The 24406-nt window shown below is 66.9% G+C and carries 30 protein-coding genes; 7 read left to right on the top strand and 23 right to left on the bottom strand.

From position 1 onward, the window contains the following. Positions 1–12 precede the first annotated feature (12 nt). The 3 genes from ACQ1W9_RS16400 to ACQ1W9_RS16390 form a co-directional block, all read right to left on the bottom strand. Positions 13–777 (bottom strand): GNAT family N-acetyltransferase, encoded by a 765-nt coding sequence (locus ACQ1W9_RS16400; RefSeq protein ID WP_431024311.1) that lies wholly within the window; start codon positions 775–777, stop codon positions 13–15. Continuing rightward, the gene (locus tag ACQ1W9_RS16395) at positions 767–1423 is read right to left on the bottom strand and encodes an FMN-binding negative transcriptional regulator (RefSeq protein ID WP_431024310.1); all 657 of its coding nucleotides are present in this window, start codon (positions 1421–1423) and stop codon (positions 767–769) included. The genes ACQ1W9_RS16400 and ACQ1W9_RS16395 overlap by 11 nt, the downstream gene beginning before the upstream one ends. A 185-nt stretch (positions 1424–1608) precedes the next feature. Beyond that, positions 1609–2055 carry a GNAT family N-acetyltransferase gene (locus ACQ1W9_RS16390; RefSeq protein WP_431024309.1) on the bottom strand — a complete coding sequence of 149 codons (447 nt, stop codon included), beginning with the start codon at positions 2053–2055 and terminating at the stop codon, positions 1609–1611. Between the two features lie 85 nt (positions 2056–2140). Between ACQ1W9_RS16390 and ACQ1W9_RS16385 the strand changes: the two genes are divergently transcribed. Together ACQ1W9_RS16385 and ACQ1W9_RS16380 are read left to right on the top strand one after the other, a co-directional pair. Beyond that, positions 2141–3694, top strand: coding sequence for a PLP-dependent aminotransferase family protein (locus tag ACQ1W9_RS16385; RefSeq protein ID WP_431024308.1), 1554 nt, complete (start codon positions 2141–2143; stop codon positions 3692–3694). Between the two features lie 46 nt (positions 3695–3740). Next, positions 3741–4748 (top strand): zinc-dependent alcohol dehydrogenase family protein, encoded by a 1008-nt coding sequence (locus ACQ1W9_RS16380; protein WP_431024307.1) that lies wholly within the window; start codon positions 3741–3743, stop codon positions 4746–4748. Positions 4749–4758: 10 nt separating this feature from the next. Here ACQ1W9_RS16380 and ACQ1W9_RS16375 read toward each other — a convergent pair whose 3' ends face one another. The 7 genes from ACQ1W9_RS16375 to ACQ1W9_RS16345 form a co-directional block, all read right to left on the bottom strand. Beyond that, complete coding sequence (locus ACQ1W9_RS16375; protein WP_431024306.1) at positions 4759–5316, bottom strand: GrpB family protein; 558 nt, start codon at positions 5314–5316, stop codon at positions 4759–4761. Next, complete coding sequence (locus ACQ1W9_RS16370) at positions 5313–6029, bottom strand: aspartate/glutamate racemase family protein (protein WP_431024305.1); 717 nt, start codon at positions 6027–6029, stop codon at positions 5313–5315. Before ACQ1W9_RS16370 ends, ACQ1W9_RS16375 begins: the two co-directional genes overlap by 4 nt. A 19-nt stretch (positions 6030–6048) precedes the next feature. Further along, positions 6049–6477, bottom strand: coding sequence for a VOC family protein (locus ACQ1W9_RS16365; protein WP_431024304.1), 429 nt, complete (start codon positions 6475–6477; stop codon positions 6049–6051). A 98-nt stretch (positions 6478–6575) separates the two neighbouring features. Further along, positions 6576–7277, bottom strand: a complete 702-nt coding sequence (locus tag ACQ1W9_RS16360) for a DUF899 domain-containing protein (protein WP_431024303.1) — start codon at positions 7275–7277, stop codon at positions 6576–6578. Continuing rightward, a complete protein-coding gene (locus ACQ1W9_RS16355; protein WP_431024302.1) occupies positions 7274–7687 on the bottom strand; it encodes a VOC family protein in 414 nt (137 codons plus the stop codon). Before ACQ1W9_RS16355 ends, ACQ1W9_RS16360 begins: the two co-directional genes overlap by 4 nt. A gap of 100 nt (positions 7688–7787) precedes the next feature. Then, positions 7788–8429: a nitroreductase family protein gene (locus ACQ1W9_RS16350; RefSeq protein ID WP_431024301.1), complete on the bottom strand. Its 642-nt coding sequence runs from the start codon at positions 8427–8429 to the stop codon at positions 7788–7790. A 38-nt stretch (positions 8430–8467) separates the two neighbouring features. Next, positions 8468–9412: an EamA family transporter gene (locus ACQ1W9_RS16345; RefSeq protein WP_431024300.1), complete on the bottom strand. Its 945-nt coding sequence runs from the start codon at positions 9410–9412 to the stop codon at positions 8468–8470. Positions 9413–9518: 106 nt separating this feature from the next. Here ACQ1W9_RS16345 and ACQ1W9_RS16340 point away from each other — a divergent pair, with 106 nt between their 5' ends. After that, positions 9519–10007: a MarR family winged helix-turn-helix transcriptional regulator gene (locus tag ACQ1W9_RS16340; protein ID WP_431024299.1), complete on the top strand. Its 489-nt coding sequence runs from the start codon at positions 9519–9521 to the stop codon at positions 10005–10007. Positions 10008–10038: 31 nt separating this feature from the next. Then, positions 10039–10587 carry a GNAT family N-acetyltransferase gene (locus ACQ1W9_RS16335; protein WP_431024298.1) on the top strand — a complete coding sequence of 183 codons (549 nt, stop codon included), beginning with the start codon at positions 10039–10041 and terminating at the stop codon, positions 10585–10587. Positions 10588–10674: 87 nt separating this feature from the next. Here the strand turns inward: ACQ1W9_RS16335 and ACQ1W9_RS16330 are convergent, their stop codons facing one another. Further along, on the bottom strand, positions 10675–11010 hold the full coding sequence (locus ACQ1W9_RS16330) for a hypothetical protein (protein WP_431024297.1): 336 nt from the start codon (positions 11008–11010) through the stop codon (positions 10675–10677). A gap of 160 nt (positions 11011–11170) precedes the next feature. On the opposite strand from ACQ1W9_RS16330, the gene ACQ1W9_RS16325 reads away from it, so the two are divergent. Continuing rightward, positions 11171–12067 (top strand): LysR substrate-binding domain-containing protein, encoded by an 897-nt coding sequence (locus tag ACQ1W9_RS16325; protein WP_431024296.1) that lies wholly within the window; start codon positions 11171–11173, stop codon positions 12065–12067. A 203-nt stretch (positions 12068–12270) separates the two neighbouring features. On the opposite strand, the gene ACQ1W9_RS16320 is transcribed toward ACQ1W9_RS16325, so the two are convergent. The 7 genes from ACQ1W9_RS16320 to ACQ1W9_RS16290 form a co-directional block, all read right to left on the bottom strand. Next, a complete protein-coding gene (locus tag ACQ1W9_RS16320) occupies positions 12271–13128 on the bottom strand; it encodes a hypothetical protein (RefSeq protein ID WP_431024295.1) in 858 nt (285 codons plus the stop codon). Between the two features lie 154 nt (positions 13129–13282). Next, positions 13283–13930: a DUF1523 family protein gene (locus tag ACQ1W9_RS16315; protein ID WP_431024294.1), complete on the bottom strand. Its 648-nt coding sequence runs from the start codon at positions 13928–13930 to the stop codon at positions 13283–13285. Positions 13931–13941: 11 nt separating this feature from the next. Beyond that, positions 13942–14208: a hypothetical protein gene (locus ACQ1W9_RS16310; protein ID WP_431024293.1), complete on the bottom strand. Its 267-nt coding sequence runs from the start codon at positions 14206–14208 to the stop codon at positions 13942–13944. Next, positions 14209–15480: a DUF6638 family protein gene (locus ACQ1W9_RS16305; RefSeq protein ID WP_431024292.1), complete on the bottom strand. Its 1272-nt coding sequence runs from the start codon at positions 15478–15480 to the stop codon at positions 14209–14211. 4 nt (positions 15481–15484) lie between these two features. Further along, positions 15485–17428: an ATP-binding protein gene (locus ACQ1W9_RS16300; protein WP_431024291.1), complete on the bottom strand. Its 1944-nt coding sequence runs from the start codon at positions 17426–17428 to the stop codon at positions 15485–15487. Between the two features lie 122 nt (positions 17429–17550). Beyond that, positions 17551–18669, bottom strand: coding sequence for a hypothetical protein (locus ACQ1W9_RS16295; RefSeq protein WP_431024290.1), 1119 nt, complete (start codon positions 18667–18669; stop codon positions 17551–17553). A 139-nt stretch (positions 18670–18808) separates the two neighbouring features. Further along, positions 18809–19891 carry a hypothetical protein gene (locus tag ACQ1W9_RS16290; protein WP_431024289.1) on the bottom strand — a complete coding sequence of 361 codons (1083 nt, stop codon included), beginning with the start codon at positions 19889–19891 and terminating at the stop codon, positions 18809–18811. Between the two features lie 443 nt (positions 19892–20334). Here ACQ1W9_RS16290 and ACQ1W9_RS16285 point away from each other — a divergent pair, with 443 nt between their 5' ends. Beyond that, on the top strand, positions 20335–20532 hold the full coding sequence (locus ACQ1W9_RS16285; RefSeq protein ID WP_431024288.1) for a hypothetical protein: 198 nt from the start codon (positions 20335–20337) through the stop codon (positions 20530–20532). A 10-nt stretch (positions 20533–20542) separates the two neighbouring features. On the opposite strand, the gene ACQ1W9_RS16280 is transcribed toward ACQ1W9_RS16285, so the two are convergent. Continuing rightward, the gene (locus ACQ1W9_RS16280; protein WP_431024287.1) at positions 20543–21004 is read right to left on the bottom strand and encodes a carboxymuconolactone decarboxylase family protein; all 462 of its coding nucleotides are present in this window, start codon (positions 21002–21004) and stop codon (positions 20543–20545) included. A gap of 95 nt (positions 21005–21099) precedes the next feature. Between ACQ1W9_RS16280 and ACQ1W9_RS16275 the strand changes: the two genes are divergently transcribed. Then, entirely contained in the window at positions 21100–21918 is an 819-nt protein-coding gene (locus ACQ1W9_RS16275; RefSeq protein WP_431026461.1) for a helix-turn-helix domain-containing protein, read from the top strand. On the opposite strand, the gene map is transcribed toward ACQ1W9_RS16275, so the two are convergent. The 4 genes from map to ACQ1W9_RS16255 form a co-directional block, all read right to left on the bottom strand. Next, on the bottom strand, positions 21915–22700 hold the full coding sequence (gene map / locus ACQ1W9_RS16270) for a type I methionyl aminopeptidase (RefSeq protein ID WP_431024286.1): 786 nt from the start codon (positions 22698–22700) through the stop codon (positions 21915–21917). The genes ACQ1W9_RS16275 and map overlap by 4 nt on opposite strands. Next, positions 22693–22899, bottom strand: coding sequence for a ParD-like family protein (locus ACQ1W9_RS16265; protein WP_431024285.1), 207 nt, complete (start codon positions 22897–22899; stop codon positions 22693–22695). Before ACQ1W9_RS16265 ends, map begins: the two co-directional genes overlap by 8 nt. 93 nt (positions 22900–22992) lie before the next feature. Continuing rightward, positions 22993–23718 carry a DUF899 domain-containing protein gene (locus ACQ1W9_RS16260; protein ID WP_431024284.1) on the bottom strand — a complete coding sequence of 242 codons (726 nt, stop codon included), beginning with the start codon at positions 23716–23718 and terminating at the stop codon, positions 22993–22995. After that, positions 23715–24143, bottom strand: a complete 429-nt coding sequence (locus ACQ1W9_RS16255) for a VOC family protein (protein ID WP_431024283.1) — start codon at positions 24141–24143, stop codon at positions 23715–23717. The genes ACQ1W9_RS16260 and ACQ1W9_RS16255 overlap by 4 nt, the downstream gene beginning before the upstream one ends. Positions 24144–24406 lie beyond the last annotated feature (263 nt).

The following is a 24406-nucleotide window of genomic DNA, read 5'->3' as shown; positions in this document are numbered from 1 at the left end:
AGGTTGATACGGCTAGCCGGGAGCGGACGACCGCGCCGTCAGGGCCGACAGCGAGAGGCGCTGCCGCCCCTGGGCATCGAAGTTGTCCGGCGATAGCCAGCGCCGGAGGATCGCCTCCAGGGCCGGCCATTCGCCGTCGAGGATCGAGAACCAGGCGGTATCGCGATTGCGTCCCGCCACCACCCGGTGCTGGCGGAAGATCCCCTCGAAGCGAAAGCCCAGGCGGATGGCGGCGCGCCACGACGGCGCATTGAGGGCGTCGCACTTCCATTCGTAGCGGCGGTAGCCCAGGGCGAAGGCGTGACGCATCATCAGCGTCATGGCCTCGGTGGCGGCCGGGGTGCGCCGCAGGCGCGGCGAGAAATGCAGGTGGCCGACCTCGATACTGCCGTGCTCGGGCACGCTATTCAGGTAGGCGGCCAGGCCCAGTGCCTGGCCGCTGGCCCGTTCGACGATGGCATAAAACCGCGGGTCGCGGCTGCCGGCCCGTGAGGCCAGCCAGGCATCGAACCCGGCCCGGTCGTCATAGGGGACGCCGCCCAGGTAGGCCCAGCGCGCCTCGGGGGCGTCGCTGGGCGTCTTTCCCGGCAGGCCCAGGGTGGCGAAGAGGGCGTCGCCGTGGCGCGCGGTCTCCAGGGGCTCGACGCGCACCCGGCGACCGACCAGGGGCTCGCCCGGGGGCGGGGCCGCCCCCGCCCAGCCGGGCACCGGGTCGCCGATGGGTTGGCCGAAAGGGGTCAGGGCGCCGAACGAGGCGCCGGTGGTTTCAGCGGTCATCCTGACTCTCCTTACCGAGATCGTCCTCGAGATGGCGCCGGGTATAGCGCTCGGTGTAGCCCTGGGTATAGCGCCCGAGCTGCCGGGCATGCGGGTCGGGGCTGTCGCCCAGCCCGGCCAGGACGCCGGCCTGGTCCTCTCGCGAGCGGTTCAACCCCAGCTTGGCCTTGCCCTGGAGATCGTCCAGGCGGATCCGGAAGCCGACGGTCCCCCTGAGCAGTCGCTGGCGATAGTCGTCGCTCAAGATCGCCGCGTCGTCGAGCAGAGCGGGCTCGTACTTGGCCAGCAGGCCGTCGAAGGCCGCCTGGGTGGCGTCGTCGTCGAGTCGCTCGACGAGGCCGCTGGCATGCACGGCCACATAGTTCCAGGTCGGCACCGCCGGCCTGGCGGCATACCAGCGGGGCGAGACATAGGCATGCGGGCCCTGGAAGATGGCCAGTACCCGCTGCCCCTCCAGCGCCTGCCAGTGGGGATTGGCACGGGCGAAATGGCCGTAGAGGGTGCCCAGTTCGCCTTCGCCGCGTGCCAGGACCAGGGGCAGATGGCTGGCCTGCAGGCGACCGTCCAGCAGCACGGCGAAACCATGGGCATCGATCAGGTCCTGGGCCTCGTCCAGGGGCATGCGGGTATCACGGGGACGGTACATGGGGCCTCCGTTAGGCTTTGTCCGACAACTGACTGCGCTCGCTCATACGGCGTTAAAAATCGGCTCGTGCGCGAGTCCGATCAAAGTACTCATTTACACCCCGTAAACTCGCACGCGAGCCCGGTCCGTCTTTTCGCCGATTTTTGCCTTGTCTGACCTTCGCTCGCCGACTTCTCGAAGAAAGCCTAGTCGAGGCTCAGGGCGTAGTGATGGAAGTCCCGGTCGCGTTGCCAGCCGAGGGCCTCGTAGAGCGCTTGGGCGGCGTGGTTATCGGTCCGGGTAGCCAGGGTCAGCTGGCGGACGCCATGGGCCAGGGCCAGGTCGCGGGCGGCGTGCATCAGGGCACGGCCCACGCCCCGGTGGCGGGCCCGGGGGGCCACGAAGAGGTCATTGAGCCGCCAGAGCGGGGCCAGGCGTACCGTGCTGAACAGCGGGTAGAGCTGGACGAAGCCCTGCGGCGCCCCGTCGTCGCCGCAGTGTATCAGCAGATGGGAATCGCCCAGCCCCAGGCGCCGGGCCAGGAAATGGCGAGCGGCGGCGGGGTCGGAGGCCTGGCCGTAGAAGACCCGATAGTCATCGAGCAGCGCGCCGAGGGCCTCGACATCGGCGAGCCGGGCATGACGGATAGACATGGTGATCTCCTTTGCATGGGGAGTGACACCGCTCGAGTCTGGCGGCATGGTGGTTCCCTGGTAAGGTCCGGTTATGGGGGAAATCATGGAACCAGTTGTGGCGCTATCTGCCGATTGGGTCGGCGAAGCCCTGGGCATCGAACTGATGACGCCGTCCTCCCAGCCCCTGGCTCGGCGCCTGTATCGGGCGTTGCGGGCCTGGATTCAGGCGGGCCGCCTGGCCAGCGGCTGTCGGTTGCCGTCGTCGCGGCGCCTGGCCCGTGACCTGGGGGTGGGGCGCAATACGCTGCTGGAGGCCATCGAGCAACTGGTCGCCGAGGGCTTCCTGGAGACCCGCCCCGGTGCCGGTACCTTCGTCGCCGACCTGCCCTTCGGCCGCGGCGAGGCGGTATCCGAAGCGCTATCCGAGAAGGCCCCGAGCGAGGCGCCGAGCGAGGCGCCGGAGGCCGCGCTGTCGGCGCGCGGCGAGCGGCTGTTGGGGTTCTGTGCCTCGTCGGGCGATCATCACGGCGCCTTCGCCCCGGGGGTACCGGCCCTCGACCGTTTTCCCCGCGAGCTCTGGCAGCGGCTGCTCAGGCGCCATCAGCGGGGCGCCCCCGAGGCGTGGCTGGATTACCGTACCCAGGGCGGGGTGACGGCGCTGCGCGAGGCGCTGTGCGACTACCTGCGGCTGTCGCGCTCGGTGCGCTGTCGCCCGGCGCAGGTGCTCGTGGTGCAGGGGGCCCAGCAGGGCTTCGAGCTGATCGCGCGGATGCTGAGCGACCCGGGCGATACCGTGTGGCTGGAGGAGCCCGGCTATGGCGGCGCCCAGGCCTGCTTCGATGCCGCCGGCCTCGAGATGGTGCCGGTCCCGGTGGATGGCGAGGGCCTGGATCTTAAGCGCGTGCCTCCTGGGCATGCCGCGCCCCGGCTGATCTATGTGACGCCCTCCCATCAGTATCCCAGTGGCGTGACCATGGGGCTCTCGCGGCGCCTGGCGCTGCTCGAGGCCGCCGAGGCCCACGGCGCCTGGATCGTCGAGGACGACTACGACAGCGAATTCCGCTATGGCCAGCGCCCCATCGCCGCCCTCCAGGGGCTCACCGAGGCGGCCCGGGTGATCTATGTCGGCACCCTCAGCAAGGTGCTCTATCCGGGGCTGCGGCTCGGCTACCTGGTGTTGCCCGAGGCCCTGGTGGAGCCCTTCCGGCGCGCCAACGCCCGCTTGCATCGCGAGGGGCAGTACGCGGTGCAGGCGGCGCTGGCCGAGTTTATCGCCGCGGGTCACTTCTCGCGGCATGTGCGACGCATGCGCGACTGCTACCGGGGGCGCCAGGCGCTGCTGCGCCGGGCTTTGGCGCCGGCCGTGGCGCGGGGCCTCGCCTTGTCGGAGGGGCAGGCCGGCATGCATCTGGTGGCCTGGCTCGATGACCTGGACATCGAACAAACGCTGGTGAGGCGGGCGGCCGACCAGGGCATCACCCTGTCGCCGCTGTCACGCTACTACCTGACGGCGCCGGGACGCCCGGGGCTGGTGCTGGGCTATGCCGGGGCCCGCGACGACGAGATCGTGCGGGCCGGCCGCTGGCTGGCGCGGGCCTGGCTGACCCTGGCCGAGCCCCGCGACCGGCCTCCGCCCGACTCCCCGGCGGCCGAGTGAGCTGTTAGCCTGAGGGAGCAGAGTTCGCTAGCAACGGAGGGTCATCATGAAGGTCGTGACACTACGCAGCCCGGGTGGGCTGGACCAGTTGGCTGTCGTCGAGCGGGAGGCGCCGGGCGAGCCGGGGCCCGGCGAGATCCGTGTCAGATTGCACGCCAGTTCGCTCAACTTCCATGATTACGGCGTGGCCTCCGGCATGATTCCCACTGCGGCGGGGCGCATTCCCCTGTCCGATGGGGCTGGGGTGGTCGAGGCCGTGGGCGACGGGGTGGAGGAGTTAGCGGTGGGCGATGCGGTGGTTTCCACCTTCTTCCCCGATTGGCTCGACGGGCCGGCTCGGGTCGGCGATTTTACGACCACCCCCGGCGACGGCGTCGACGGCTATGCCCGCGAGCGGGTGATCCGTCCGGCCACCTGGTTCACCCGGGCTCCGCTCGGCTATAGCCATGCCGAGGCCGCCACCCTGACCACGGCGGGGCTCACCGCCTGGCGAGCCCTGGTGGTGGATGCTGGGCTCAAGGCCGGCGATACCATCCTTACCCTGGGCACCGGCGGGGTTTCGATCTTCGCCCTGCAGTTCGCCAAGGCCATGGGGGCCCGGGTGATTTCCACTTCTTCTTCGGATGAGAAAATCGAGAGGCTCGAGGCGCTCGGCGCCGATCACACCATCAACTACAAGGCCCAGCCGGAGTGGGGCAAGACGGTGAAGGCGTTGACCGACGGCCGAGGCGTCGATCATGTGATCGAGGTCGGTGGTCCCGGCACCCTGCCACAATCCATCGAGGCCGTGCGCATCGGCGGCCATCTTTCGTTGATCGGCGTGCTGACCGGGCGCGGCGGCGAGATCCCCACCGCCAAGCTGATGGCCAAGCAGGCTCGCCTGCAGGGGCTGATCGTCGGTAGCCGGACCCATCAACAGGAGATGGTGCGGGGCATCGAGGCCAGTGGCCTGAGACCGGTCATCGACAGCACCTTCGCTCTGGCGGAGATCGCCGAGGCTTTCCGTCATGAGGAAGCGGGGCGCCACTTCGGCAAGATCTGTCTGTCGATCTGATACGCCTTGGCTATCGGGGCGACGCCATGGACCCGGCATTGGCCAGCACCGCCCGCACGAATGCCCCCTTGGCCCGGGTGTAGGCCTCCCGGTCGTCGGGGTGGCGGGCGGCCAGTTCGGCCTTGAGCAGGGCATAGCGCTCGGCGAGGGCCGGGTCGGCGCGCAGGGCGTCGCGGAAGGCCAGGCGCTCCCGCCACAATCGCTCGCCGTGGACCACCAGGTGCAGGTGGTGGGTACGGTGGCCCTCGGCGTGGCGCATCAGCCAGCGGCGGTCGGTGAGGGCGGCATTGAACTCGGCGGAGGTGACGTAGCCCGATTCGAGCAGCGGTGGGATCAGTTCGTCGGCGACCGCCAGGGAGTCGACCCCGGCCATCAGGTCGATGACCGGCTTGGCCGGCAGGCCGGGCACGGCAGTGCTGCCGATATGCACCACCTCACGCAGGGCGCCGGGAAACCGCCTCAGCAGGCGCGCCCGTTCGGCGGCGAAACGACCCGGCCAGGCCGGGTCGTAGGGCACCAGCGTCACCCGCTCATGGATGGCGCGCTCGAGGGAGTCCGCTCCAGTCATGACTGGTATGCGTTTGGTGGCACCTGGAGGGCCCATTTGACGGCCTCCTCGGCGTGAATGGCCGTGGTATCGTAGAGCGGCACCGGGGTATGGGCCTGCTGAACCAGCAGGGCGATCTCGGTGCAGCCGAGGATCACCGCCTCGGCGCCCCGCTCGTGCAAGGCGGCGATGATCTGGAGATAGTGCCGGCGCGAGGATTCGAGCACCCGGCCCCGGCAGAGTTCGGCGTAGATCACTTCGTGAACGAGTGCCCGCTGCTCGGCATCGGGCACCAGCACCTCGATACCGAAGCCTTCGGCGAGCCTGCCCTTGTAGAAGTCCTGCTCCATGGTGAAGCGGGTGCCGAGCAAGCCGACGCGGCGGATGCCGTCCGCCGCGAGGCGCTGCGCCGTGGCGTCGGCGATATGCAGCAGGGGAATAGTGATCGATGCCCCGATCTCGGGAGCGACCTTGTGCATGGTATTGGTGCAGATCATCAGGAAGTCGGCACCGCCGGCTTCCACTGCGCGTGCCGCCTCGCAGAGGATTTCCGCCGTCGCCTGCCAATTGCCCGCGTGCTGGAGTCGCTCGATGGTGGCGAAATCGACGCTATAGAGACACAGCTTCGCGGAGTGCAGCCCGCCCAGGGCGGCCTTGACGCCCTCGTTGAGCGCCCGATAGTAGCTGGCGGTGGATTCCCAGCTCATGCCGCCCAATAGGCCGATGGTCTTCATGGAGATTCCGTGCTCCTTCTCATTCCTCGACTTCCCAGGCCGGGTTCCAGGCCACTTCCCACAGGTGGCCGTCGGGGTCCTGGAAGTAACCGGCATAGCCGCCCCAGAAGGTCTCGTGGGCGGGCTTGGTGAGGGTGGCGCCGGCCTGCCTGGCCTGGGCCATCACCTCGTCGACCTCCTCCCGGGAGGCGACGTTATGGGCCAGGCTGAGCTCGGTGGCGCTCGGCGCGGCCAGCGGCAGGTTGGCGTCATTGGCGAGACAGCGCCGCGGCCAGAGGCCGAGCTTGAGCCCGCCCCGCAGGTCGAAGAAGACCACGGCGCCGTCGCCCTCCTCGAACTCCTCGCCGACGATGCCGGGCGTTGCCAGGCCGAGGCCATCGCGGTAGAAGCGCAGCGCCCGTTCCAGGTCGTCGACGCCCAGGGTGATCAGGGTGATACGTGGTTGCATCTGGCCTACCTCCGCTCAGGGACGACCCGTGCCAGGAATCCGGCCAGGGTGCCGTTCAGGGTAGATCACTTCGCCACGGCGAGTGGCCTTAGCTTCGTTTAGGGTTCGTACTCGTCGTGGCGGCGGTTCCAGGTGTAGGGCGGCGTCTGGGGCCAGCCAGCCGGGGAGTCCTCCCAAGTCTCCTGGCGGCCGTAGGGCGTCAGGTCCAGGTAGCTCCATAGGCTGCCCAGGTACTCGACGCCGCGCTTGCCGGTGAAGTAGCTGCGAAAGACCCGCTCGCCGTCGCGCAGGAAGACGCTGATGCCATGCCGCTCGCCGCGGTCGGTATCCGCGGCGCAGCCGTCCTCGCTGGTCACGCCCATGTCGACGTTGAAGTCGCTGCCCAGGGAGGAGACCCAGGGCGGGTGCCGCCAGCCCATGCGGGCCTGGTAGCGCTGGAGCCGCTCCAGGGGCGCCCGGGAGACCAGCACCAGGCTGGTGTCACGGGCGTGCAGGTGGGCGGGGTGGGTCATGGCATCCACCACCCAGGAGCAGCCGTCGCAGCCCGCCTCCCAGTCGGGCCCGAACATGAAATGGTAGACGATCAACTGGCGGCGCCCCTCGAAAAGGTCGAGCAGGCTCTGTGGGCCATCGGGGCCCTCGAAGGCGTAGTCGTCGCGCACCTCGACCATCGGCAGGCGGCGGCGTGCGGCGCTGAGTCGGTCGCGCTCCCGGGTATGGGCCTTCTCCCGGGCGATCTGGGCGTCCAGGGCGGTTTGCCACTCCGCCGCGGAGACGATGGGGGGCAGGGGCGAGGTCATGGGGTGCCCTCCTCACGGGCCAGGTTGAGTTGCCAGGAGACGCCGAAGCGGTCATTGAGCCAGGTGAAGCGGGCGCCGAAGCCGTAGTCGTCGGGGGGCATCAGCGTCTCGCCGCCCTCGGCGAGCGCCGCCCGCAGCCGCTCGAACTCCGCGAGGCTCTCACAGTCGACGCACAGCGAGATCGACGGCGTGAAGGTGAAGGCATGAGGCACCGGGCTGTCGATGCAGCGATAGCGGCGTCCGCCGAGGGTGAACTCGGCCTGCTTGACGCCGCCCTCCGCGCCCGGCTCACCGGGGCCGTAACGCTCCAGGCGGACGATGTCGGCGTCGTCGAACAGGGCCGTATAGAGGCGCATGGCCGTCTCGGCGTCGCCCTCGAACATCAGCTGGGGGGTGATAGGGTATGCCATGGGGCCTCCTGGGCCGGCGTTATCCAGGGATCACCCCTCTAGGTAGACGCTCGGTGACCGCTTGTCGAGTCCTCGACCCGGAGAGGCCCGCTTTAATCGGCTAGCTGGCCGGCAGCGGGATAAACAGCCGCTCCCGGGGCCAGCGCACCTTGGCGAGGCCGGCGTGGCGGTCGGCTTCGGCGTCGCGGTAGCCCAGGGCGAGGAGCGCGGTGCTGCGCAGGCCGCGGGCCTCGAGCCCCAGCAACTGGTCCAGCGCCGCCGGGTCGAAGCCCTCCATGGGCGAGGCATCCACCCGCTCGGTGGCCGCCGCCGCCAGTGCCGTGCCCAGCGCCAGATAGGCCTGGCGGGAGGCCCACTGGAAGCGTGCCTCCGCGGTGGGGAAGCCCCGGATGGTGCCGAGGATGGCGTCTCGATACCCCGCCAGGTCGGCGAGGGGCTGGCCCCGCGTCGCCGCGGTCAGGCGCAGGAAGTCGTCGACCTCGGCCTCCGAGACGGACGCCCAGGCGGCGAACACCAGCAGGTGCGAGGCCTGGGTGATCTGCGGCTGGTCGAAGGCCAGCGGACTGATGCGCTCGAGCAGCGCCGGGTCCTCGATCACCAGCACGGAATAGGGCTGCAGGCCGTAGGAGGAGGGCGCCAGGCGCACCGCCTCCAGGATCCTGTCGGCCTGGGCCTGGGGGACCTTAGCGCCGGTCAGGCGCTTGGCGGCGTAGCGCCAGTGGAGGGCGTCGATAAGGGTCATGATCACTCCTTGGGGTCGTGGGCGTCGGGGTGACGCTTTCAGGTCGTCGTTGCCGCGGTCGGGAGGGTGGCGGCCCGGGCGCCGCGCTGGAAGAGCAGGCTGCCGGAGACTACCAGCAGGGCGGCCAGGCCCAGGTTGGGGGGCGGCGCCTCGCCGAGGGCCAGTACCGCGATCAGGGTGCCTACCACGGCCGCCACGGCGCCGATCTGGCTCAGGTAGACGGGGCCGGCGAGGCGTTGCAACACGAAGTAGAAGAGATAGAGCACCGTGAAGACCGTGGCCTCCACCACCAGCAGCCGCAGCACGGCCTCACGGCTGAACAGCACGGGCAGTTGGCCGGGCTCCAGGGCCAGCGACAGGGGCAGCAGGGTGATGGCGCCGCCCAGCAGCATCAGTGCCGCCAGGAAGAGCGGCGAGCCGCCCTCGGGCCAGCGCAGGGTGCGGTAGATATTGCCGAGGGCGATCACCAGTGGCATGGCCATCACCAGCAGGGCCCAGCCCGGGGCGGCGTTCATCCCGCCGGCCTTGGCGGCGGCCAGCACCAGGCCGCCGCCGAGCCCCAGTACCACCCCCGACAGACGCAGCGGCCGCAGGCGCTCGAGCTTCAGGCAGACGGCCAGCACCCAGGTGATCAGGATCGGGAAGGCGAAGCTCAGCGAGATAAAGCCCGCGCCCACATGGCGGATGGCCACGAAGGCCAGGGCATTGGGCAGGGCCAGCAGGGCGCCGGCCACCAGAGCATACTCCAGGGTGCGGCGGTTGAAGGCCAGCGGCCGCCGGCGTAGCGCGGCGAGGCCCATCAACACCAGGCCGGCGCCGGCCATGGCGACCATCAGGAAGCTGACCCGCGGGGCGCCGGCATCGTCGGCCAGTTTGGCGACCGTCAGCGACAGAGCGAGGAAGCTGCCCACCAGCAGCAGGCAGCCGAGCGCCCGGAGGCCGGGGCGGGGGGATCCCTTGCGCGGGGCGGTGACCTTGGTCATCATTCGGCTCCTATAGCTTGTGATGAAGTATCTTTTCATCAAGTGACTTTATTGGAAGTATCTTAGTATCGAGATTAATAGTTGGCAAGAGTGGCGAGGCCGATCGATGAACAGAGTGAAACAGGCGGTGAACCAGTGGCAGCGCGAGCTGCCCGAGCTGGACCTCTTGCCCATGGAGGTGGTGGGCTATCTGAAGACCAGCCAGTTGATCACCCAGGGGCGGCTGAACGCCTTCTTCAAGGCGCATGACCTGCAGGCGGGGGAGTTCGATGTGCTGGCCTCGCTGCGCCGCGCCGGGGCCCCCCATGCGCTGACGCCCACCCAGCTGTTCGAGGCGCTGATGGTCTCCTCCGGGGGCATGACCAATCGCCTGGACCGCCTGGAGCGGGCGGGCTGGATTCGGCGCTCGCCCAACCCCGAGGATCGCCGCGGCGTGCTGGTCTCGCTGACGGACGAGGGACTCGCGCTGATGAACCGGCTGATCCCCCGGCATGTGGCGAACGAGGCGCGCCTGCTTGCCGCCCTGAGCCGCGAGGAGCAGGAGACCCTGAGCCGGCTGCTCGGCAAGCTGCTCGACGGCCTGGAGGCGGAGTAGCCTGGTCAGCCACTGACGCAAGGAGAGCGTGATGGAGATAGCACAGACGCCGCGGCTGCGGCTGCGCGAGCTCGATAACGGTGATGTACCGGCCCTGGCGGCGATCCTCGCCGACCCCGAGGTGATGCGCTATTCGCTGGGCGGCGTGCATGACGAGGCGCAGACGCGGCATTTTATCGCCTGGTGCCGGGCCTCCTATGCCGAGCACGGCCTGGGCCCCTGGGCGCTGGTCGACACGGCGAGCGGGGAGCTGGCGGGTTTCTGTGGCCTGAGCCATGACACCATCGATGGGGTTCAGGAGGTACATCTCGGCTACCGCCTGGCGACCCGCTTCTGGGGACGCGGCCTGGCCACGGAGGCGGCGCGCCGGGCGGTGGCGCTGGGTTTCACCGCGCATCGGCTGGCCTCGCTGGTGGCCATTATCGAGCCGGCGCACGGGGCCTCGCGGCGGGTCGCCGAGAAGGTCGGCTTCCGGGACGCGGCATCGACGGCCTTCCATGGCCGGGAGGTGCGAGTCTATCGGCTCACGGCCTCGGCCTGGGGGGCGCCTGAGCCCGGCTCGGGCATCGCATCGTTATAACGCCGGTCGCCCTATCATGCCGGCCTCCGGGCGGGAGACCGGCATATGGGCGAGGTGTATCGTCTCTCCGGCATGGGATCATCCCGTTTACCGGCATGCATCGATAGGCTTCGGTGAGGCGGACCGGGAGCGGCATTCCTCCAGGGCGGCCAGGGCGTCCACCTCGAGCGGCAGGCGCGATGCCCACAGGATATCGTCGCGGCGGTGGCCCATGTCCTCGAGGATATGGTCGTCATAGGCGAGCAACGGCAGGAAACGTCGCCGGAACTGCCGCCGGCGGCGGTAGGCCCACCAGCGGCGCTCCAGGGCATGGATCAGCCCCAACGGCGGCATGGCCGGCATATAGAAGTCCAGCCTGGGCGGCGGTGGTGGCGGCGTGTCCCTGGTGGTCTCGGCGCGCTGAAGGGGTTCGTACAGGCTCATCTGGCACCTCCCAACGGGCCGCCGCGCGGGCGGCTACCGGTAATGGCATCGGGTTGATGGGAGGGTCGCGACCTCTGGGTGACAGCATGGTGCCGCCTCTTTGATCAATCAAACGAAAAGGCCTACATTGACCTTTAAGAATTTCTTAAAGGTATCGGCCATGACCCAGCTGTCCCTACCGGCCGGCGGTGCGGCCCTGCCGCTGCTGGATACCGAGGTGCTGCGCACCTTCGTGACGATCGCCGAGAGCGGCAGCTTCACGCGCGCCGCGCGGCAGGTGTTTCGCACGCCGTCGGCCCTGAGCATGCAGATCAAGCGCCTGGAGGAGACCCTCGGCCAGCCGCTGTTCGTGCGCGAGGCGCGCCGGGTGCGGCTCACCCCGGAGGGCGAGGTGTTGCTGGGCTACGGGCGGCGGCTGCTCAAGCTCAACGAGGAGGCGGTGACCCAGTTCCTGGCGCCATCGCTGGAGGGGCGGGTGGGCATCGGCACCACCGACGACGTCGGCACGCGCATCCTGCCCGGCGTACTGGCGCAGTTCGCCCGCTCGCACCCGGCGGTGCAGGTCGACGTGGTGGTGGGCAGCAGCGCGGGGATGCTGGCGCGTCTGGATGCCGGCGAGCTCGACCTGGTGCTGGTCACCGCCGGCAACCCGGGGCAAGGCGTGCGTGGCGAGATCGTGCACAGCGAGCCGCTGGTGTGGGCCGGGCGCGACGGCGGAATCGCCGCCCAGCGTTCGCCGCTACCGGTGGCGTTGGCCCACCATGGCTGCGCCTGGCGCGGGATGGCCCTCGACGCCCTCGACCGCGCCGGAGTGAGCTACCGCATCGCCTACACCTGCGAACACTGCGCCGGGCAGGAAGCCGCCATGCTCGCCGACCTGGCGGTCTCGCCCTTCCCGCTGGCCCTGATCCGGCCGCCGCTGCGCCGGATCGACAAGAAGCTGTTGCCGCCCCTCGGCGATTATCAGCTGGAGCTGGTCAGGCGGGACGGCGCGGGCCAGGCCAGCGAGGCCCTGGGGGGGTATGTGGTCGAGGCGTTCGGCGATATGCACGACTAGGCTCTGTACGAAAACTGTCTGCGCTCGCCCATACGGCGTTAAAAATCGGCTCGTGCGCGAGTCCGATCAAAGTACTCATTTACACCGCGTAAACTCCGTCTTTTCGCCGATTTTTGCCTTGTCTGGCCATCGCTCGCCGACTTTTCGTACAAAACCTAAGGCGACGCCTGCCTCTGCGTCGGCCGCTATCGTACCGGGTGGCCTTACCGATCCCGATGGCGGATCAGCTCGCCCGCCCAGGGCAGGGCCTGCGGATAGTCATCGCCGTCGAGGACGAACTCCTGGCCGCGCGCTACCGCGCTTAGCTCGGTATGGCCGTCATGTTGTCGCCAGCGCTGGCGATTGGCGTGGTAGCTCAGGGGTGGGCGGCCATCGCCCGGATAGCACCAGGCGGGTAGCCGCCACTGGGAGACCCGCTCCGCGTCGGGGGCGGTCAGTTGGCGTTCCGGTGCGAGACGGGGGAAGATCCCGGCGCCGGGCAGGGCCTCGCCGAGCCCGGGCAGGGCGAGTCGGCGGCGGGCCAGATAGAGCATGTTATTGGGATCGGGCCGGCGTCGGAAGTGGGGATGATAGTGCGCCCAGGCGTAGTCGCCTCCCCTGGCCTGATCCACCGCTACCACCGACTCGACCTGCAGCCAGCCCCAGATGATATGACAGGGCCTGGAACCTGGTGCCCAGTGCCAGTCGCCTTTCCGGTGTTCGACACGCCGGAAGAGACCGAAGAACAGCAGCAGATCCCCGGGGCCGACCCCCTGATTGCGCAGGTGCCCCTGGGCCTGGCCGCTCTGGCCGAAGATCGGTCGCCAGCCGGGCGCCCGGGGCAGCATGTCACCGATCAGATCGGGATCCAGGTGGGCGCCGTCCTCGGGCCTGACCCTGCCGCGGGTCAGCGGCGTGACCAGGCTAGTCAGCGGGGCGCCGTCGAAGGCGATATCGCCATAGCGAATCGTCGAGGTGGCATCCGGGATCGGCAGGGCCAGCAGCCGGCCATCCGGCAGGATGGGGCTCGGCACGCCGCCGGCGGCGGAGTCGAAGCCCTTGCGGCTAAGGATCAGTTTCATTCCTTCACCGGTGGCCGGAGAGCCATAGGCCGATGAGCGGCCTTATGGTGCCCTGGGCGGACATAGGCGTGAGTCACCGTGGATTGACTCCTCGATCCGGGATAACGAGGCACTTGGGGCAGCCTACGGCAGCCCCGACGGTTTTCCTAATGGTCTACTTCTTCGACTTCCAGGTATCCAACCAGCGTTGTAAACGATGGCGGCGGGAGGAGAAGGCGTCTCCGGCGCTGGTGATACTATCTTCCATGTTCTCCAGCACCGGGTCGATACGCCGTTGCTTGAAGCGAATCCAGCAGCGCCACAGGTAGGCGACGAGACCCGCCAGCATGATCAGAAAGCCATAGGTGAACCAATTGAAAGGCTTGTCGTCGGGGCCATCCACGGCCTTGATCGAGACGGCATTGGGGAAAATCGAGAAGAACTCGTTGCGCCATCCATAGTGCATGATCGCGACCCACTGGGGGTCGGTGCGGGTCGAGATGCTGTCACTCGCCTCGGTGTACAGGTTGGCGGTATCGAACTTGAAGTAGGGGGGCCAGCTCCAGCCGGTATCCTCGTTGCGGTAGACGATGGCTCGGCCGTTCGGGTGCACCCCCTGAATAAATTGCACGTCGCGGTTTCTCAGGGTGTTGGCCAGGTCATTCGGGTTGGACCAGAAGATGCGTGTCCAGTCATCGATGTCCTGGCGCTTCTCGAAGGTGCTGACGATGCGCACGACGTCGTATTGCGGCAGGCTGTAGTGAAGAAAGGCACCGAACACGGCCCAGAAGACGATCCAGAATACCCACTTTGCGATGACCATGTTCCGGCCCCTTACGTGAAATTGATGATATAGACCAGCAGTGTCAATGCCGTGATTGGCAGGACATATATCAGCCCGATCAGCACGGGCCGCCAGCGGCGACGGCAACGGCGGAGACCACGGCGAAGAAACTCGTCGTGGCGGCCCTGTCGTTCCCGTTCCAGCCATTCACGCTTCAACTGACTGCGCCACCTGACATACAGGTACAGATTGACGATGCCATAGCACAGCGTGAGCAGGACGAGAACCACGACCAGCAGACGAGTAAAGGCGATCACCTATCGCCCCTCATTGCCACCGAACAAGGCGGCGCGGCTCGCTGCCTTGTTCATAACGTACTCGCGCTCGAGAAAGTCGGCCGCATAGTTCCTGGCGGCCTGTGGCCAACTGCGATAGCGGCGGTAGAACTCGTCCTTGTGGCAGATGTAAAGCTGCAGGATGTCCATCGGTGTCAGTTCGGCCAGCAGCATGTTGACCAGATCCCTCGATGGCGTGTCGGTGGCGCGGAGGGTGTAGAAGTACGCTGGATGGTCGAGCCTGATTGTCGGCCTGGCAGCGCCCGACTCGGCCCAGCGGAGCACCGCCGCGAGGCCCTCGTATTCGGCGGGCAGCGTGATGCCATGGCGAGTCGCCAGGCGGCGCAGCTCGGCGCGGGAGCGACCGGTGATATCAATCGCTTGCTCCGCCAGCACCGATGCCAGGATGAAATCCTGCTTCTGGCGAAGAATGGCGGCCTCCTCGGCGCCACGAACCTTGACGATAGGCTCGGCGAGGTCGTTGTCGCGCAGGAATTCGGCCACGGCCCGGCGATTGGCGACCTCCATCACCCGGGCCACCGGCAGCGATTGGTTCGGGCTGTCTCCGCAGGCAATCAGCCCCGATGATTCAACGTCCTGAAACAGGTAGAGCCCGCCGAACAGCGAGGTCCAGCAACTGCGTTGCTCGAACACTTCGTGCTCGAGATGAACCGGGTTGCGGGTGACATCGCCGGTCCGCCTGGCGGTGTCGACCATTTCCTCGATCAGGTCGTTATCGAACCAGGCATCCTTCCCGGCATGAAAGCGCTCCACCAGCCGAGCGAGGTGGTCGGCATGGGCGATGGTACCCGAGGTGGTATCCGCTTCGACCACGACACGACGAATATCGAACAACTGCTCGATGGTGTCGATCGAGAACACCGAGTTTTCCAACTCGCCGGCAATCGCGTCGGTGGCGGTCAGCGCGAACAGCTGACGTTCGTTGGCATCGATGAAACGACGCAGGATGTGGCGGCTGGTCGAGAAGCTGGCATTGAGCAGTGGGCAGCGCTTCTGCTCGGTCGCCAGCAGAATGAACTGCCGGTTCACTCCGCCGTGATTGAGGTAGTCGTGATCCTCGAGTTCATCGCCGATCTCCGGCGAGTATCCGGAGATGTCGATATGGAAGTCATCCAGGTCGGTGGTGCGGCCTGTCAGGTGCTCGAGGGCGCGATTGTAGCGGTCAACCAGCGCCGGCGAGCCGACATGGAAGAGGTTGCCGAACATCAGGCCCTTTTCGATCAAGCGCTGCATGACATCACTTCCTCGTTACCTGGAAGCGACGATGTGCCTCCTGCTGGCGCCCCAGGTCCCTGACCATGGCATCGATGGCGGCCTCATCGGACTTGTCGGCATAGCGGAATTCGCTGTCGGCGTAACGGTTGATTTCCTGCATGACCATTTCCGTGGTGATCGGTGTGCGCAGCTCATCGATCATCGCACGCTTGGTATCGTAGTCCTTGAACAGGAACAGCTCCGGATTCTCCATCCATTCGTCGGGCAGGTCGAAGTCCATGGCGCGAACCTTCACGGCATCGGTGATGTTCTTGATCGCACGGCCAGTGAAGCGCTCATCGGCCTGCTGGATTTCCTTCAGATAGGCCCCCAGCCTGGCGATGTCGTTGATCTCCCCGAGCTTGTTCTGGGCGCGCTCGAAGACGTCTATCAGGCGTGGCTCCTGGGGGACGTTATGGGACTCGAAGGAGCGTGCGACGGCCTGCTTGATGCTCTGGGCCGCGTATAGCTGGTGCTCGCCCAGCGGGATATCGTGATTACTGCCGAGCAGCAGGTTGAGGATGTCGACGTAGTCTTCCCGCGACTGGGGGCCATCCACCAGGAAACGTGCGCCCGCGCGTTGGCGCAGGGCGTCATCGACGTTCTCCGGATAGTTGGAGAACATGCCGAAGGTGCAGTTGCCACGGACGACGGTATTGGCGCCGGCGAAGGCTTCCATCAGTACGGCGGTGACTTCCTGCTGGCCCGCCGATGACTGGCGGTCACCGCGCTTGCCGGCGATCTGGTCGATGTCATCGATGGTGCCGAAGCCGATCACCGAGGGATCCAGGACGTTGTGGATAAAGGCCTTGGCATTCTGTCCGGATTTACCCTGGTAGCTGTCGATATTGTCGACGCCGAAATTCTGGTAACGGAATGGGTAGCCCGCGACCTGACAGTAGTCGTGTATCAGGCCCGCCATCATCTGGATCAAGGTGGTCTTGCCGGTACCGGGCTTGCCGTCACCCATGAAGGTAAAGATGAAGCCGCCCATCTCGGCGAAGGGATTCAGGCGGCGTTCGAAATCGTAGGCCATTACCATTCGGGCGAGACGCTGGGCCTGGTGCTTGGCGATGTGGTTGCCGATCACCTCCTCGGGCTGCTTGAACACCATGCTCAGGTTGCCGGTGGCGCCGCGACGGGCCGCCTCGAAGCCGCGCAGGGTCAGGTCGTCGGCCTCGACCCGCCATACGCTGGAGGTGAATGAGCCCAGGCGCGGAGCGTTCTGTGCCCGCAGGGCGACCTTGTCCAGCAGTTGCTCGGACCAGGCCGACAGGGTGGCGATCAGGTGCGTATCGTCGCTGGCATGCAGGGCGATCATCTGGTCCAGCTCCCACAACACGCCATGCATCGCCAACTGGGCGTTGTCGGTCAGCAGCTCTTCCGGCTCGCCGACCTCCACCTGGGCCTCGTCGCCGTGCTCGGCCAGTAGCCAGGCGCTGGCATTGGCCAGCACATGGACCACGATCAGTGCTTCGGCGGCCAGCAGTTCGGAAAACTCCGTGCGGCGTGACGACGCCAGCGAACCGGCGAGATTGGTGCGCTTCATCTCGGCCAGGCCATGCTGAGCGGACCAGGCCTCACCAACCGCCAGGGCAATCGCGATGGCGCGGCGCAGGCCGCGCTGGGCGGTCGCCTGCAGCGGTGAGGTCAGGGGGTCCTGGTCGTCGCAGGCGGTGATGCGTTCGATCAGGTGCACGCCATCGGGACGGGCGGTGGTGCGTGTGGCGAGGCCCGGTGTGGTTGAGCGCAGCCGCCGGGTGCGGGGGATGCCTGGCGAGCGCTCGGCAGGCGCGGCCTGCTCCTGGTGGCGCGGGCGGGCGATGCGGGGACTGTGATCGAATCCCTCGAGCATTCCTTCGGCGGCGGCATAGTGTTTGCGGATGTCGTCTTCGCGCAGTTCCATCTGGTCGCTGGTCAAGCTCATCGTATCCTCGATACCGGGCGTTCCTGCCGCGGCTGTCTATGGTTCGTTCTATCGCGTGGCCCATAGGGCCGATATTAGGGCCGATAGTCGGGCTGATATTAGGGCCGAGTTATCGGAGCCGTTCAGTAGCGCAGTACCTGCCCTGACGGGCTGACCACGAACTTGTGCACGTCGCCAAAGCCGGGCGGTGACAGTTCGGCCAGCACCTGGAAGGGGCGCTGCGGAAGGATGATGGCGCGCTGGGTACGGGTGGCCCCGGTATGGGCCGTGCCGTCACTGAAGGGATCCAGGGCGTAGATCTCGCGTTGGGCCTTGCCGAACCAGCCGCTGCGCTCTTCACGGGTGCCGTCGCTGTCCAGCTCTTCCTGAGTCCAGGCGAGTGCCCAGTCGTCCTCTTCGCTCGAGCAGGCCTGCTCGAGTATCTGGCGTAATGGCCCCGACTGTTCGGTATAGGTCGAGGCATACATGGGGCCAATGTGGTAGCGGCGCAGACGCTTGGGATGCAGGTCATCGAAATCGGCATCGAATCCGCGGGCGATGGTCAGCAGGGTCAGGCCAGCCATGGACTGTGACATCAGGTGGGCCTGGACACCCGGCCAGCGAAACCCATCCTTCGGCAGCGCCACCTTCCCGCTGTCCTCGACTTCCATCAGGTAGATCACCGGCAGGTTGACCTGGCTGTCGTAGACCGCCCAGTGAATCAGGAATCGGCGCCGGTTCCCTTCGTTTCCCATGGCTTCCCACTGCGGGTCATTCTGTGCCCAGAACAGGTATCCCCTGGTGAGCTCCTCATAGTAGAGGCGTTGCGACATGGCGAACTGCAGGCGTGTCGGCGACTCATGGTCGGCGATGATGGTGCGGATCATCTGCGCCTTGAGTTCGTCGGCGTCCGGCATGTCGGCCAGGTGGCGCGATGCCTGCTGGGCATCGTTGGCCATTCTCATCAGCTCGGTGGCCACCGGGAATCCGCTGTCACGCTTGTCGACGGTGAGGCTGCCAAGGCTTCGCGAAGGGCCACAGCCGACCATCAGGTACTTGGTGCTCAGGGCATTGAAGGTGTAGTCCAGGCGCGTCAGATAATCGGTCAGAACCTGCACATCCTTGCGGCTGAGCTGGTCGTTGGCGTGCATGGTACCGGCCACGCGTACCAGGTGCTGGAGGATCAGGCCGAACCTCCGAAAGTAGCGACGCGAGGCGTGGGTGTCGGTCAGCTCGATATGATCGTGACCAGGCGCGGTCATCGTTATCCCTCCCTGGGACAGCAGAGAACAGGTGGCTCATCCACGAGTCCGGCAGGCGCGACCCAACGGCCTATGAATGCCCTTGCCGACGGCAGGGGCATTCATAGGGGGGCTTGCCGGAAGTGGCGCTCACTCCTGATCAGTTGCCGTACAGGTTCTTGTCGTGCTTCTCGACGATGGTGGAGAAACGGCGGGCAAAGCGCTCGTCGGCACGCGCCTTCTTCTCCAGCACGTCTCGGGCGAAGACCATCTGCCCTTCATGGGCCTCGAGCATGTCCGCCATGCGCTGATTGGTGGCAGTACCGATGGCCGCCATGGCCGTCTGGGCTTCCTGGTCGGTCTGGGAGCCGATCTCATTGATGCGGTGAGCAATGTCCTGTTGCTGTGCGGTCTTGAGCGACTTGGTCAGGGCATCGTAGAGCACCACGCGCTGCTGGGTGTCTGTCTGCAGCTTGTTGATCAGTACCTTCTGTGTCGCGGCCTGGTTCTGGAGGCTATCGAGCCACGTCTTGCCCTTCTCGATGTAGCGCTCGAGGGTCTGGGAGCGAGCAATATTGACCTGCTCGTCCTGTACCAGGGTGTTGTAGCGTGCGTTGGTCTCGGCAAGGTCGGTCTCCAGGCGGGTGCGTGTACCGGCATCCTGCTCGACCGAAATCTGGTTCTCGAGATCGATGATGGTGGGGTCGAGTGCTTCGATTTCGGCGCGTACGGCTTCCAGCTCCTCGACGACGGCCTCACGATCATCGAGGGTGCTGTTCAGGTTCTTCTGCACCTTGTCGTACTGCTCCTCGAGCACCTGCAACTGCTCATCCAGCAGCTTGACGATGATGTCGGACTTGGAGATCAGGTCCTGCAGCTTGTCATCGATGCTCGCCGTACGAATCCGCTCCTGGCGCATGGATTCGGACTTGCCCTTGCTGAAGATGCCAATCAGCTTTTCCATTCCTGTCTTGGTACGCATCTCATCGAAGTCTTTCGAGAAAGCGACCGTCGTATCATCCAGCCCCATGATCAGCTCGGCGATGTTGGCGTTCATGGTCTCGTTATGAGCATGAACATCCTCCAGGGTCGCATTCTCGATATCGATGCCGGTGGCGTTCCCGGCTTCGATCCTGCTGCGGGCCGCCTCGATACGAGAGGTGACCTCGGTGATCTTCTGCTGGGATTCCTTCACCTTCTTCTGAGAATCCTGAACCATGGTGTCGAACTGAGAAGTACTCATCGTCTAGACGCTTCCTTGTGCCTTGTGGTGTTACATCAATGTATTGAATGGACCCGACATCATGGTCCCGGCAAGCCTCGCTTCGGAAACCGGGGATGGCGTTGCCTTTTCCTGGGGCATCACCGGGGGAGTGAGCCTGGCGCCACGGCGCTGGAACCGTCTAGGGTAACCGATTGCCGCCCAGGAAAATCACCACTTCATGATATTGTGAAATTTCTGACAATGGAATCTCCTGGCCCCCTGGGCCGCTGCCTCGGCGGCTTCCATGTACGAGGCCTGACTCCCTCTCATGGCCCCCGGGCCTTGGTCACCGCTATGGACTCGATAGCGTGGTCTTTGCTTTACCTGAAGCTGACTTGAGGTAGTAGCCTGCGGGGTGTGGTCGCTCTCGCGACGATCATGTTCACCACGGCCCGGGGCCGCCAGACACAGGAGTGCTTGCCATGCCGACCTCAACTGTCGCCGATCCATCCCATGAATCGACCCGGTGGGAGGCGTCGCCACTCGATCTCGAGGCCTACCTGGCGCGTATCGAGTATCGTGGGCCGCTGACGCCGAGCCTGGAGACGCTACGCGCACTGCGGCGGCGTGCCGAGTCGCTCGCGGTGGCGTCGCCCGATGGCCAGCGACTCGGCAGTTGAGGCCGCAGGTTCAGTCGGGCCGGTAGCTGCCGGGAATCATCGCGAAGCCGATCGCCAGGCGATTCCAGGCGTTGAAGGCACAGATCGCCAGGGTCAGGTCGACCAGCGCCGGCTCCGGGAAGTGGGCGCGGGTGGCCTCGAACAGGGCGTCGTCGATGCCGCGCCCGGCGATCAGCGTATGCGCCTCGGCCCAGGCCAGGGCGGCCCGCTCGCGGGGGCTGAAGAAGGGCGTCTCGCGCCAGGCGCTCAGGGCATAGAGGCGCTGCTCGCTTTCGCCGGCGCGCCGGGCATCCTGGGTATGCCTGTCGATGCAGTAGGCGCAGCCGTTGATCTGGGAGACGCGGATCTTGACCAGCTCCAGCAGGCCGCCGCCGAGCTCGTCGCGGCGCCGGGCCGCCCGGGCCAGGTGGGTTTCGACATCGATCAGGGTCTGGAGGGCCTCCGGGTTGGCGGCGACGTAGTCCATTCTCATGATGGGGGCTCCGATGGTGAGTGACAGCCACTACCCTAGTCCGGCATCGACGCCCGGCATTGTAGTTTTGCGACGCCCGGCCTCCGGCCTCCGGCCTGACCCTGCACCAGCTAAGGCCGCGGGGGCCCCTGCGCCATGTCGTGCAGAGCCTCTGGTGGGCGAAGGGAAGCGCCGCCGGGCCGGGGGAGGGCGTGGAGCTGTTGCATCCGGATGGCGGCCTGGGGGTGGTCTTCAACTTCGGCACGCCGCTGCGACGGGATGCTCGACGGCATCCCGGCCCGGCCTGGGTCGATGGCCCCTCGCTGCGTACCGCTCGGCTGGGGGTCACGGCCGACCTGGAGCTGCTGGGCGTGCGCTTCCTGCCGGGCTGGGGTGGCGCCCTGCTGGGCGAGCCCCCGGAGCGCCTGGCCGAGGCCGGGCTGCTGCCGGCCCAGGCGCTGCGCCACCGTGCGCTTGATGCGCTGCATGAGCGGCTGCAGGCGGCCGAGGGTTTCGCGGCGCGGGTGGCCCTGCTGGAGCGTGACCTCCTCGCCTGGCTGCGGCATAGCGAGGCGCCGTCGCCGCTGCTGGGGGCGGCGCTCGAGTGGCAGCGGCGGCGCCAGGGTCAGGGGAGTGTCGCCGAGTTGGCGGAGGCGCTGGCGGTCGGCCCGCGCCGTCTGCAGCGGCTGTTCCGGCGGCAACTGGGGCTATCCCCCAAGCAGTACGCCCGGGTGGTGCGCGTCGCCCAGGGGCGGGCGCTGATCAAGCGGGCGGAGGGGCCCGGCGCGCTCACCGAGGCGGCCTATGCCGCGGGCTATTGCGACCAGGCGCACTTCGTCCACGACTTCACCGCGGTAACCGGCCTTACGCCGGGCGACTATCGCCGCCATGTGGGGCGCCACGAGGCCTCGTTTCCCGGGAGCCGGAAAGACTAGGGAAGGCGAGGGAGGCATTCGTCGTCGCGCAGGGTCAGGACCTCATAGCCCTCCGCCGTCACCGCGATGGTGTGCTCCCACTGGGCGGAAAGCCGCTTGTCGCTGGTCACCACGGTCCAGCCGTCGCGCTTCGTTTTCACCTTGGCCTTGCCCTGATTGATCATCGGCTCGATGGTGAAGGTCATGCCCTCTTGCAGGACCAGGCCCTGCCCGGGGCGGCCGTAATGCAGCACCTCGGGCGCCTCGTGCATCTCCTGGCCGATGCCGTGTCCGCAGTAGTCGCGGACCACCGAATAGCCGTTGGCGTCGGCGTGCCGCTGAATCGCATGCCCCACATCGCCGAGGGTCGCCCCGGGCCTCACCGCCTGGATGCCTCGCCACATCGCCTCGTAGGTCTTGTCCACCAGGCGCCTGGCGGCCGGAGGGACATTGCCGATCAGGTACATCTTGCTGGAGTCGGCGATATAGCCCTGCTTCTCGAGGGTGATATCGACATTGACGATATCACCGGGCTTGAGGCGCTGCTGCGTCGATGGCACGCCATGGCAGACGACATGATTGAGGGAGGTGTTGAGGACGAAAGGGAAGCCGTATTGCCCCTGGCTGGCGGGGCGTGCCTCCAGGGTGCGGGTGATAAAGGCTTCCGCCAGGTCGTTGATCTGCATGGTCGACATGCCGGCCTCGATGCGGGTGTCGAGGTAGGCGAAGACCGCGGCGAGCAAGCGCCCCGACTGGCGCATCCGGGCGAGCTCCTCGGGCCCCTTGATCACGACCTCATCCATGGATGACCTGCCGCGTGTTCACCTCGGCCAGGCGCATCTGCTCCTGCATCAGCTCGTGGAAGGTCATCTCGGGGTGGGTCTCGGCGAGCATGCCGATCTTGATCCAGTACTCGGCCTGGGCATTGATGGAGCGCTGCATGGGGGCGCTGGCCTTGCGGATCTCATCATGCAGGGCATCACTGATCTTCACGATTCCCATAATATCACCAATATACGTTTCGTATATGTATCGTATGTTGGTGGCGGGGGGATCACAAGCATGAGCGGGGCCTAGGGCCCCGCTCTCTCGCACTCAGCCATAGGTGGGACGCTGCGGCCAGCCCGGTGGAGACTCCTCGAAGTCCTCCTGGCGGCCATAGGGCGTGGTATCGAGCAGTGCATAGGCGTCGGTGAGGCTCTCGCAGCCGCGGGCATAGGTGGAGTAGGTGTGGAAGACGGCCTCGCCGAGGCGGAAGAAGACGCTCAGCCCGTGGCACTCGCCGCTCTGGAAGTGGGGCTCGCCGCTGCGTGCCTCGAGTTCCGCCTGGCGGCGGTAGTTGTACTCGGGTGGGGCGACCGAGGCGTCCAGGGTGACATGGAAGTCGTAGTTGAAGTCGCTCTCGAACGACGAGACCCAGGGCCAGTGCCAGCCGCGCTCGGCCCGGTAGGCCTGGAGCCTGGTGAATGGCGCCCGGGACACCAGCGCGAAGCGGGTATCGCGCTCCTGCAGCAACGAGAGATCCCCCAGGGCATCGACGAACCCCGTGCAGCCGGAGCAGCCCTGTTCCCACGCCGGGTCGAACATGAAGTGGTACACGATGAGCTGGCGCCGCCCCGCGAAGAGGTCGAGCAGGCTCGTCTTGCCGTCCGGGCCATCGAAGACGTAGGCCTTGTCGAGTTTCACCATCGGCAGCCGGCGACGGTTGGCATTGACCGCATCGCCCAGATGGGTGAGCGCCTTCTCCTGCTCGAGCAGTCGCTGGCGGGCGGCGAGCCAGGCCCCGCGCGCGACGATGGGCGGATGGGGCACGTCGTTCATGACGGCGCCTCCTCTTTCTCGCAGTTGATCATCCAGGCCACGCCGAAGCGGTCGACCAGCATGCCGAAGGACTTGGCCCAGAAGGTCTCCTCCAGGGGCATCCGCACCGTGCCGTCGTCGGCCAGGGCGTCGAAGAGGCGCTCGGCCTCCTCGGGAGTCTCGACGCCGAGGGTGAGGGAGACCCCCTTGATGCCCTCGTAGGGGACCGGGCACTCAGGAGTGGTGTCCGACCCCATCAGCACCTGGCCGTCCACCACCAGGCGGGCGTGCATGATCTTGTCGCGAACCGCGGCAGGCATCGCCTCCTCCGCCGGGGCCTCGCCGTAGGTGTGCATGGCGACGATCTCGCCGCCGAGGCAGCGCTGGTAGCACTCGAAGGCGGCGCGGCAGTCGCCGTCGAAGATCAGGTAGGCATTGAGCAACATGGAGAGCTCCTCCTCGGGTGAATGAGATGAGGTGGGTGACATCCTGATATCGAACGGGGCGGGAGGATTTCGACAGGGCGGGTGCCATGTCGTCGTTTCTTACTCGTCGTGGCCTTGGTAGTCGTCGTTGAAGTCGCTGCCGTGCGAGGAGGATTCGACACCGGGTGCCTCGGGGTGGGCAGTCAGAGTGGCTCGCCGGGTGGGCCCTGGCCCGCATCGCCGGTCATCGGGGCTGCTCCGGTGATGCTGGCGGGTTAGGGGGC

The sequence above is a fragment of the Halomonas sp. H5 genome (assembly GCF_050613175.1).
Lineage (GTDB): Bacteria > Pseudomonadota > Gammaproteobacteria > Pseudomonadales > Halomonadaceae > Bisbaumannia > Bisbaumannia salifodinae.
Note: the sequence above shows the minus strand (reverse complement) of the source record. Positions and strands in the feature narration are given on the sequence as shown.

Bases quoted from the DNA above. Each gene is read 5' to 3' on its own strand.
- ACQ1W9_RS16400 (WP_431024311.1), bottom strand. From the start codon at position 777: ATGACCGCTGAAACCACCGGCGCCTCGTTCGGCGCCCTGACCCCTTTC.
- ACQ1W9_RS16395 (WP_431024310.1), bottom strand. From the start codon at position 1,423: ATGTACCGTCCCCGTGATACCCGCATGCCCCTGGACGAGGCCCAGGAC.
- ACQ1W9_RS16390 (WP_431024309.1), bottom strand. From the start codon at position 2,055: ATGTCTATCCGTCATGCCCGGCTCGCCGATGTCGAGGCCCTCGGCGCG.
- ACQ1W9_RS16385 (WP_431024308.1), top strand. From the start codon at position 2,141: ATGGAACCAGTTGTGGCGCTATCTGCCGATTGGGTCGGCGAAGCCCTG.
- ACQ1W9_RS16380 (WP_431024307.1), top strand. From the start codon at position 3,741: ATGAAGGTCGTGACACTACGCAGCCCGGGTGGGCTGGACCAGTTGGCT.
- ACQ1W9_RS16375 (WP_431024306.1), bottom strand. From the start codon at position 5,316: ATGACTGGAGCGGACTCCCTCGAGCGCGCCATCCATGAGCGGGTGACG.
- ACQ1W9_RS16370 (WP_431024305.1), bottom strand. From the start codon at position 6,029: ATGAAGACCATCGGCCTATTGGGCGGCATGAGCTGGGAATCCACCGCC.
- ACQ1W9_RS16365 (WP_431024304.1), bottom strand. From the start codon at position 6,477: ATGCAACCACGTATCACCCTGATCACCCTGGGCGTCGACGACCTGGAA.
- ACQ1W9_RS16360 (WP_431024303.1), bottom strand. From the start codon at position 7,277: ATGACCTCGCCCCTGCCCCCCATCGTCTCCGCGGCGGAGTGGCAAACC.
- ACQ1W9_RS16355 (WP_431024302.1), bottom strand. From the start codon at position 7,687: ATGGCATACCCTATCACCCCCCAGCTGATGTTCGAGGGCGACGCCGAG.
- ACQ1W9_RS16350 (WP_431024301.1), bottom strand. From the start codon at position 8,429: ATGACCCTTATCGACGCCCTCCACTGGCGCTACGCCGCCAAGCGCCTG.
- ACQ1W9_RS16345 (WP_431024300.1), bottom strand. From the start codon at position 9,412: ATGACCAAGGTCACCGCCCCGCGCAAGGGATCCCCCCGCCCCGGCCTC.
- ACQ1W9_RS16340 (WP_431024299.1), top strand. From the start codon at position 9,519: ATGAACAGAGTGAAACAGGCGGTGAACCAGTGGCAGCGCGAGCTGCCC.
- ACQ1W9_RS16335 (WP_431024298.1), top strand. From the start codon at position 10,039: ATGGAGATAGCACAGACGCCGCGGCTGCGGCTGCGCGAGCTCGATAAC.
- ACQ1W9_RS16330 (WP_431024297.1), bottom strand. From the start codon at position 11,010: ATGAGCCTGTACGAACCCCTTCAGCGCGCCGAGACCACCAGGGACACG.
- ACQ1W9_RS16325 (WP_431024296.1), top strand. From the start codon at position 11,171: ATGACCCAGCTGTCCCTACCGGCCGGCGGTGCGGCCCTGCCGCTGCTG.
- ACQ1W9_RS16320 (WP_431024295.1), bottom strand. From the start codon at position 13,128: ATGAAACTGATCCTTAGCCGCAAGGGCTTCGACTCCGCCGCCGGCGGC.
- ACQ1W9_RS16315 (WP_431024294.1), bottom strand. From the start codon at position 13,930: ATGGTCATCGCAAAGTGGGTATTCTGGATCGTCTTCTGGGCCGTGTTC.
- ACQ1W9_RS16305 (WP_431024292.1), bottom strand. From the start codon at position 15,480: ATGCAGCGCTTGATCGAAAAGGGCCTGATGTTCGGCAACCTCTTCCAT.
- ACQ1W9_RS16300 (WP_431024291.1), bottom strand. From the start codon at position 17,428: ATGAGCTTGACCAGCGACCAGATGGAACTGCGCGAAGACGACATCCGC.
- ACQ1W9_RS16295 (WP_431024290.1), bottom strand. From the start codon at position 18,669: ATGACCGCGCCTGGTCACGATCATATCGAGCTGACCGACACCCACGCC.
- ACQ1W9_RS16290 (WP_431024289.1), bottom strand. From the start codon at position 19,891: ATGAGTACTTCTCAGTTCGACACCATGGTTCAGGATTCTCAGAAGAAG.
- ACQ1W9_RS16285 (WP_431024288.1), top strand. From the start codon at position 20,335: ATGCCGACCTCAACTGTCGCCGATCCATCCCATGAATCGACCCGGTGG.
- ACQ1W9_RS16280 (WP_431024287.1), bottom strand. From the start codon at position 21,004: ATGAGAATGGACTACGTCGCCGCCAACCCGGAGGCCCTCCAGACCCTG.
- map (WP_431024286.1), bottom strand. From the start codon at position 22,700: ATGGATGAGGTCGTGATCAAGGGGCCCGAGGAGCTCGCCCGGATGCGC.
- ACQ1W9_RS16265 (WP_431024285.1), bottom strand. From the start codon at position 22,899: ATGGGAATCGTGAAGATCAGTGATGCCCTGCATGATGAGATCCGCAAG.
- ACQ1W9_RS16260 (WP_431024284.1), bottom strand. From the start codon at position 23,718: ATGAACGACGTGCCCCATCCGCCCATCGTCGCGCGCGGGGCCTGGCTC.
- ACQ1W9_RS16255 (WP_431024283.1), bottom strand. From the start codon at position 24,143: ATGTTGCTCAATGCCTACCTGATCTTCGACGGCGACTGCCGCGCCGCC.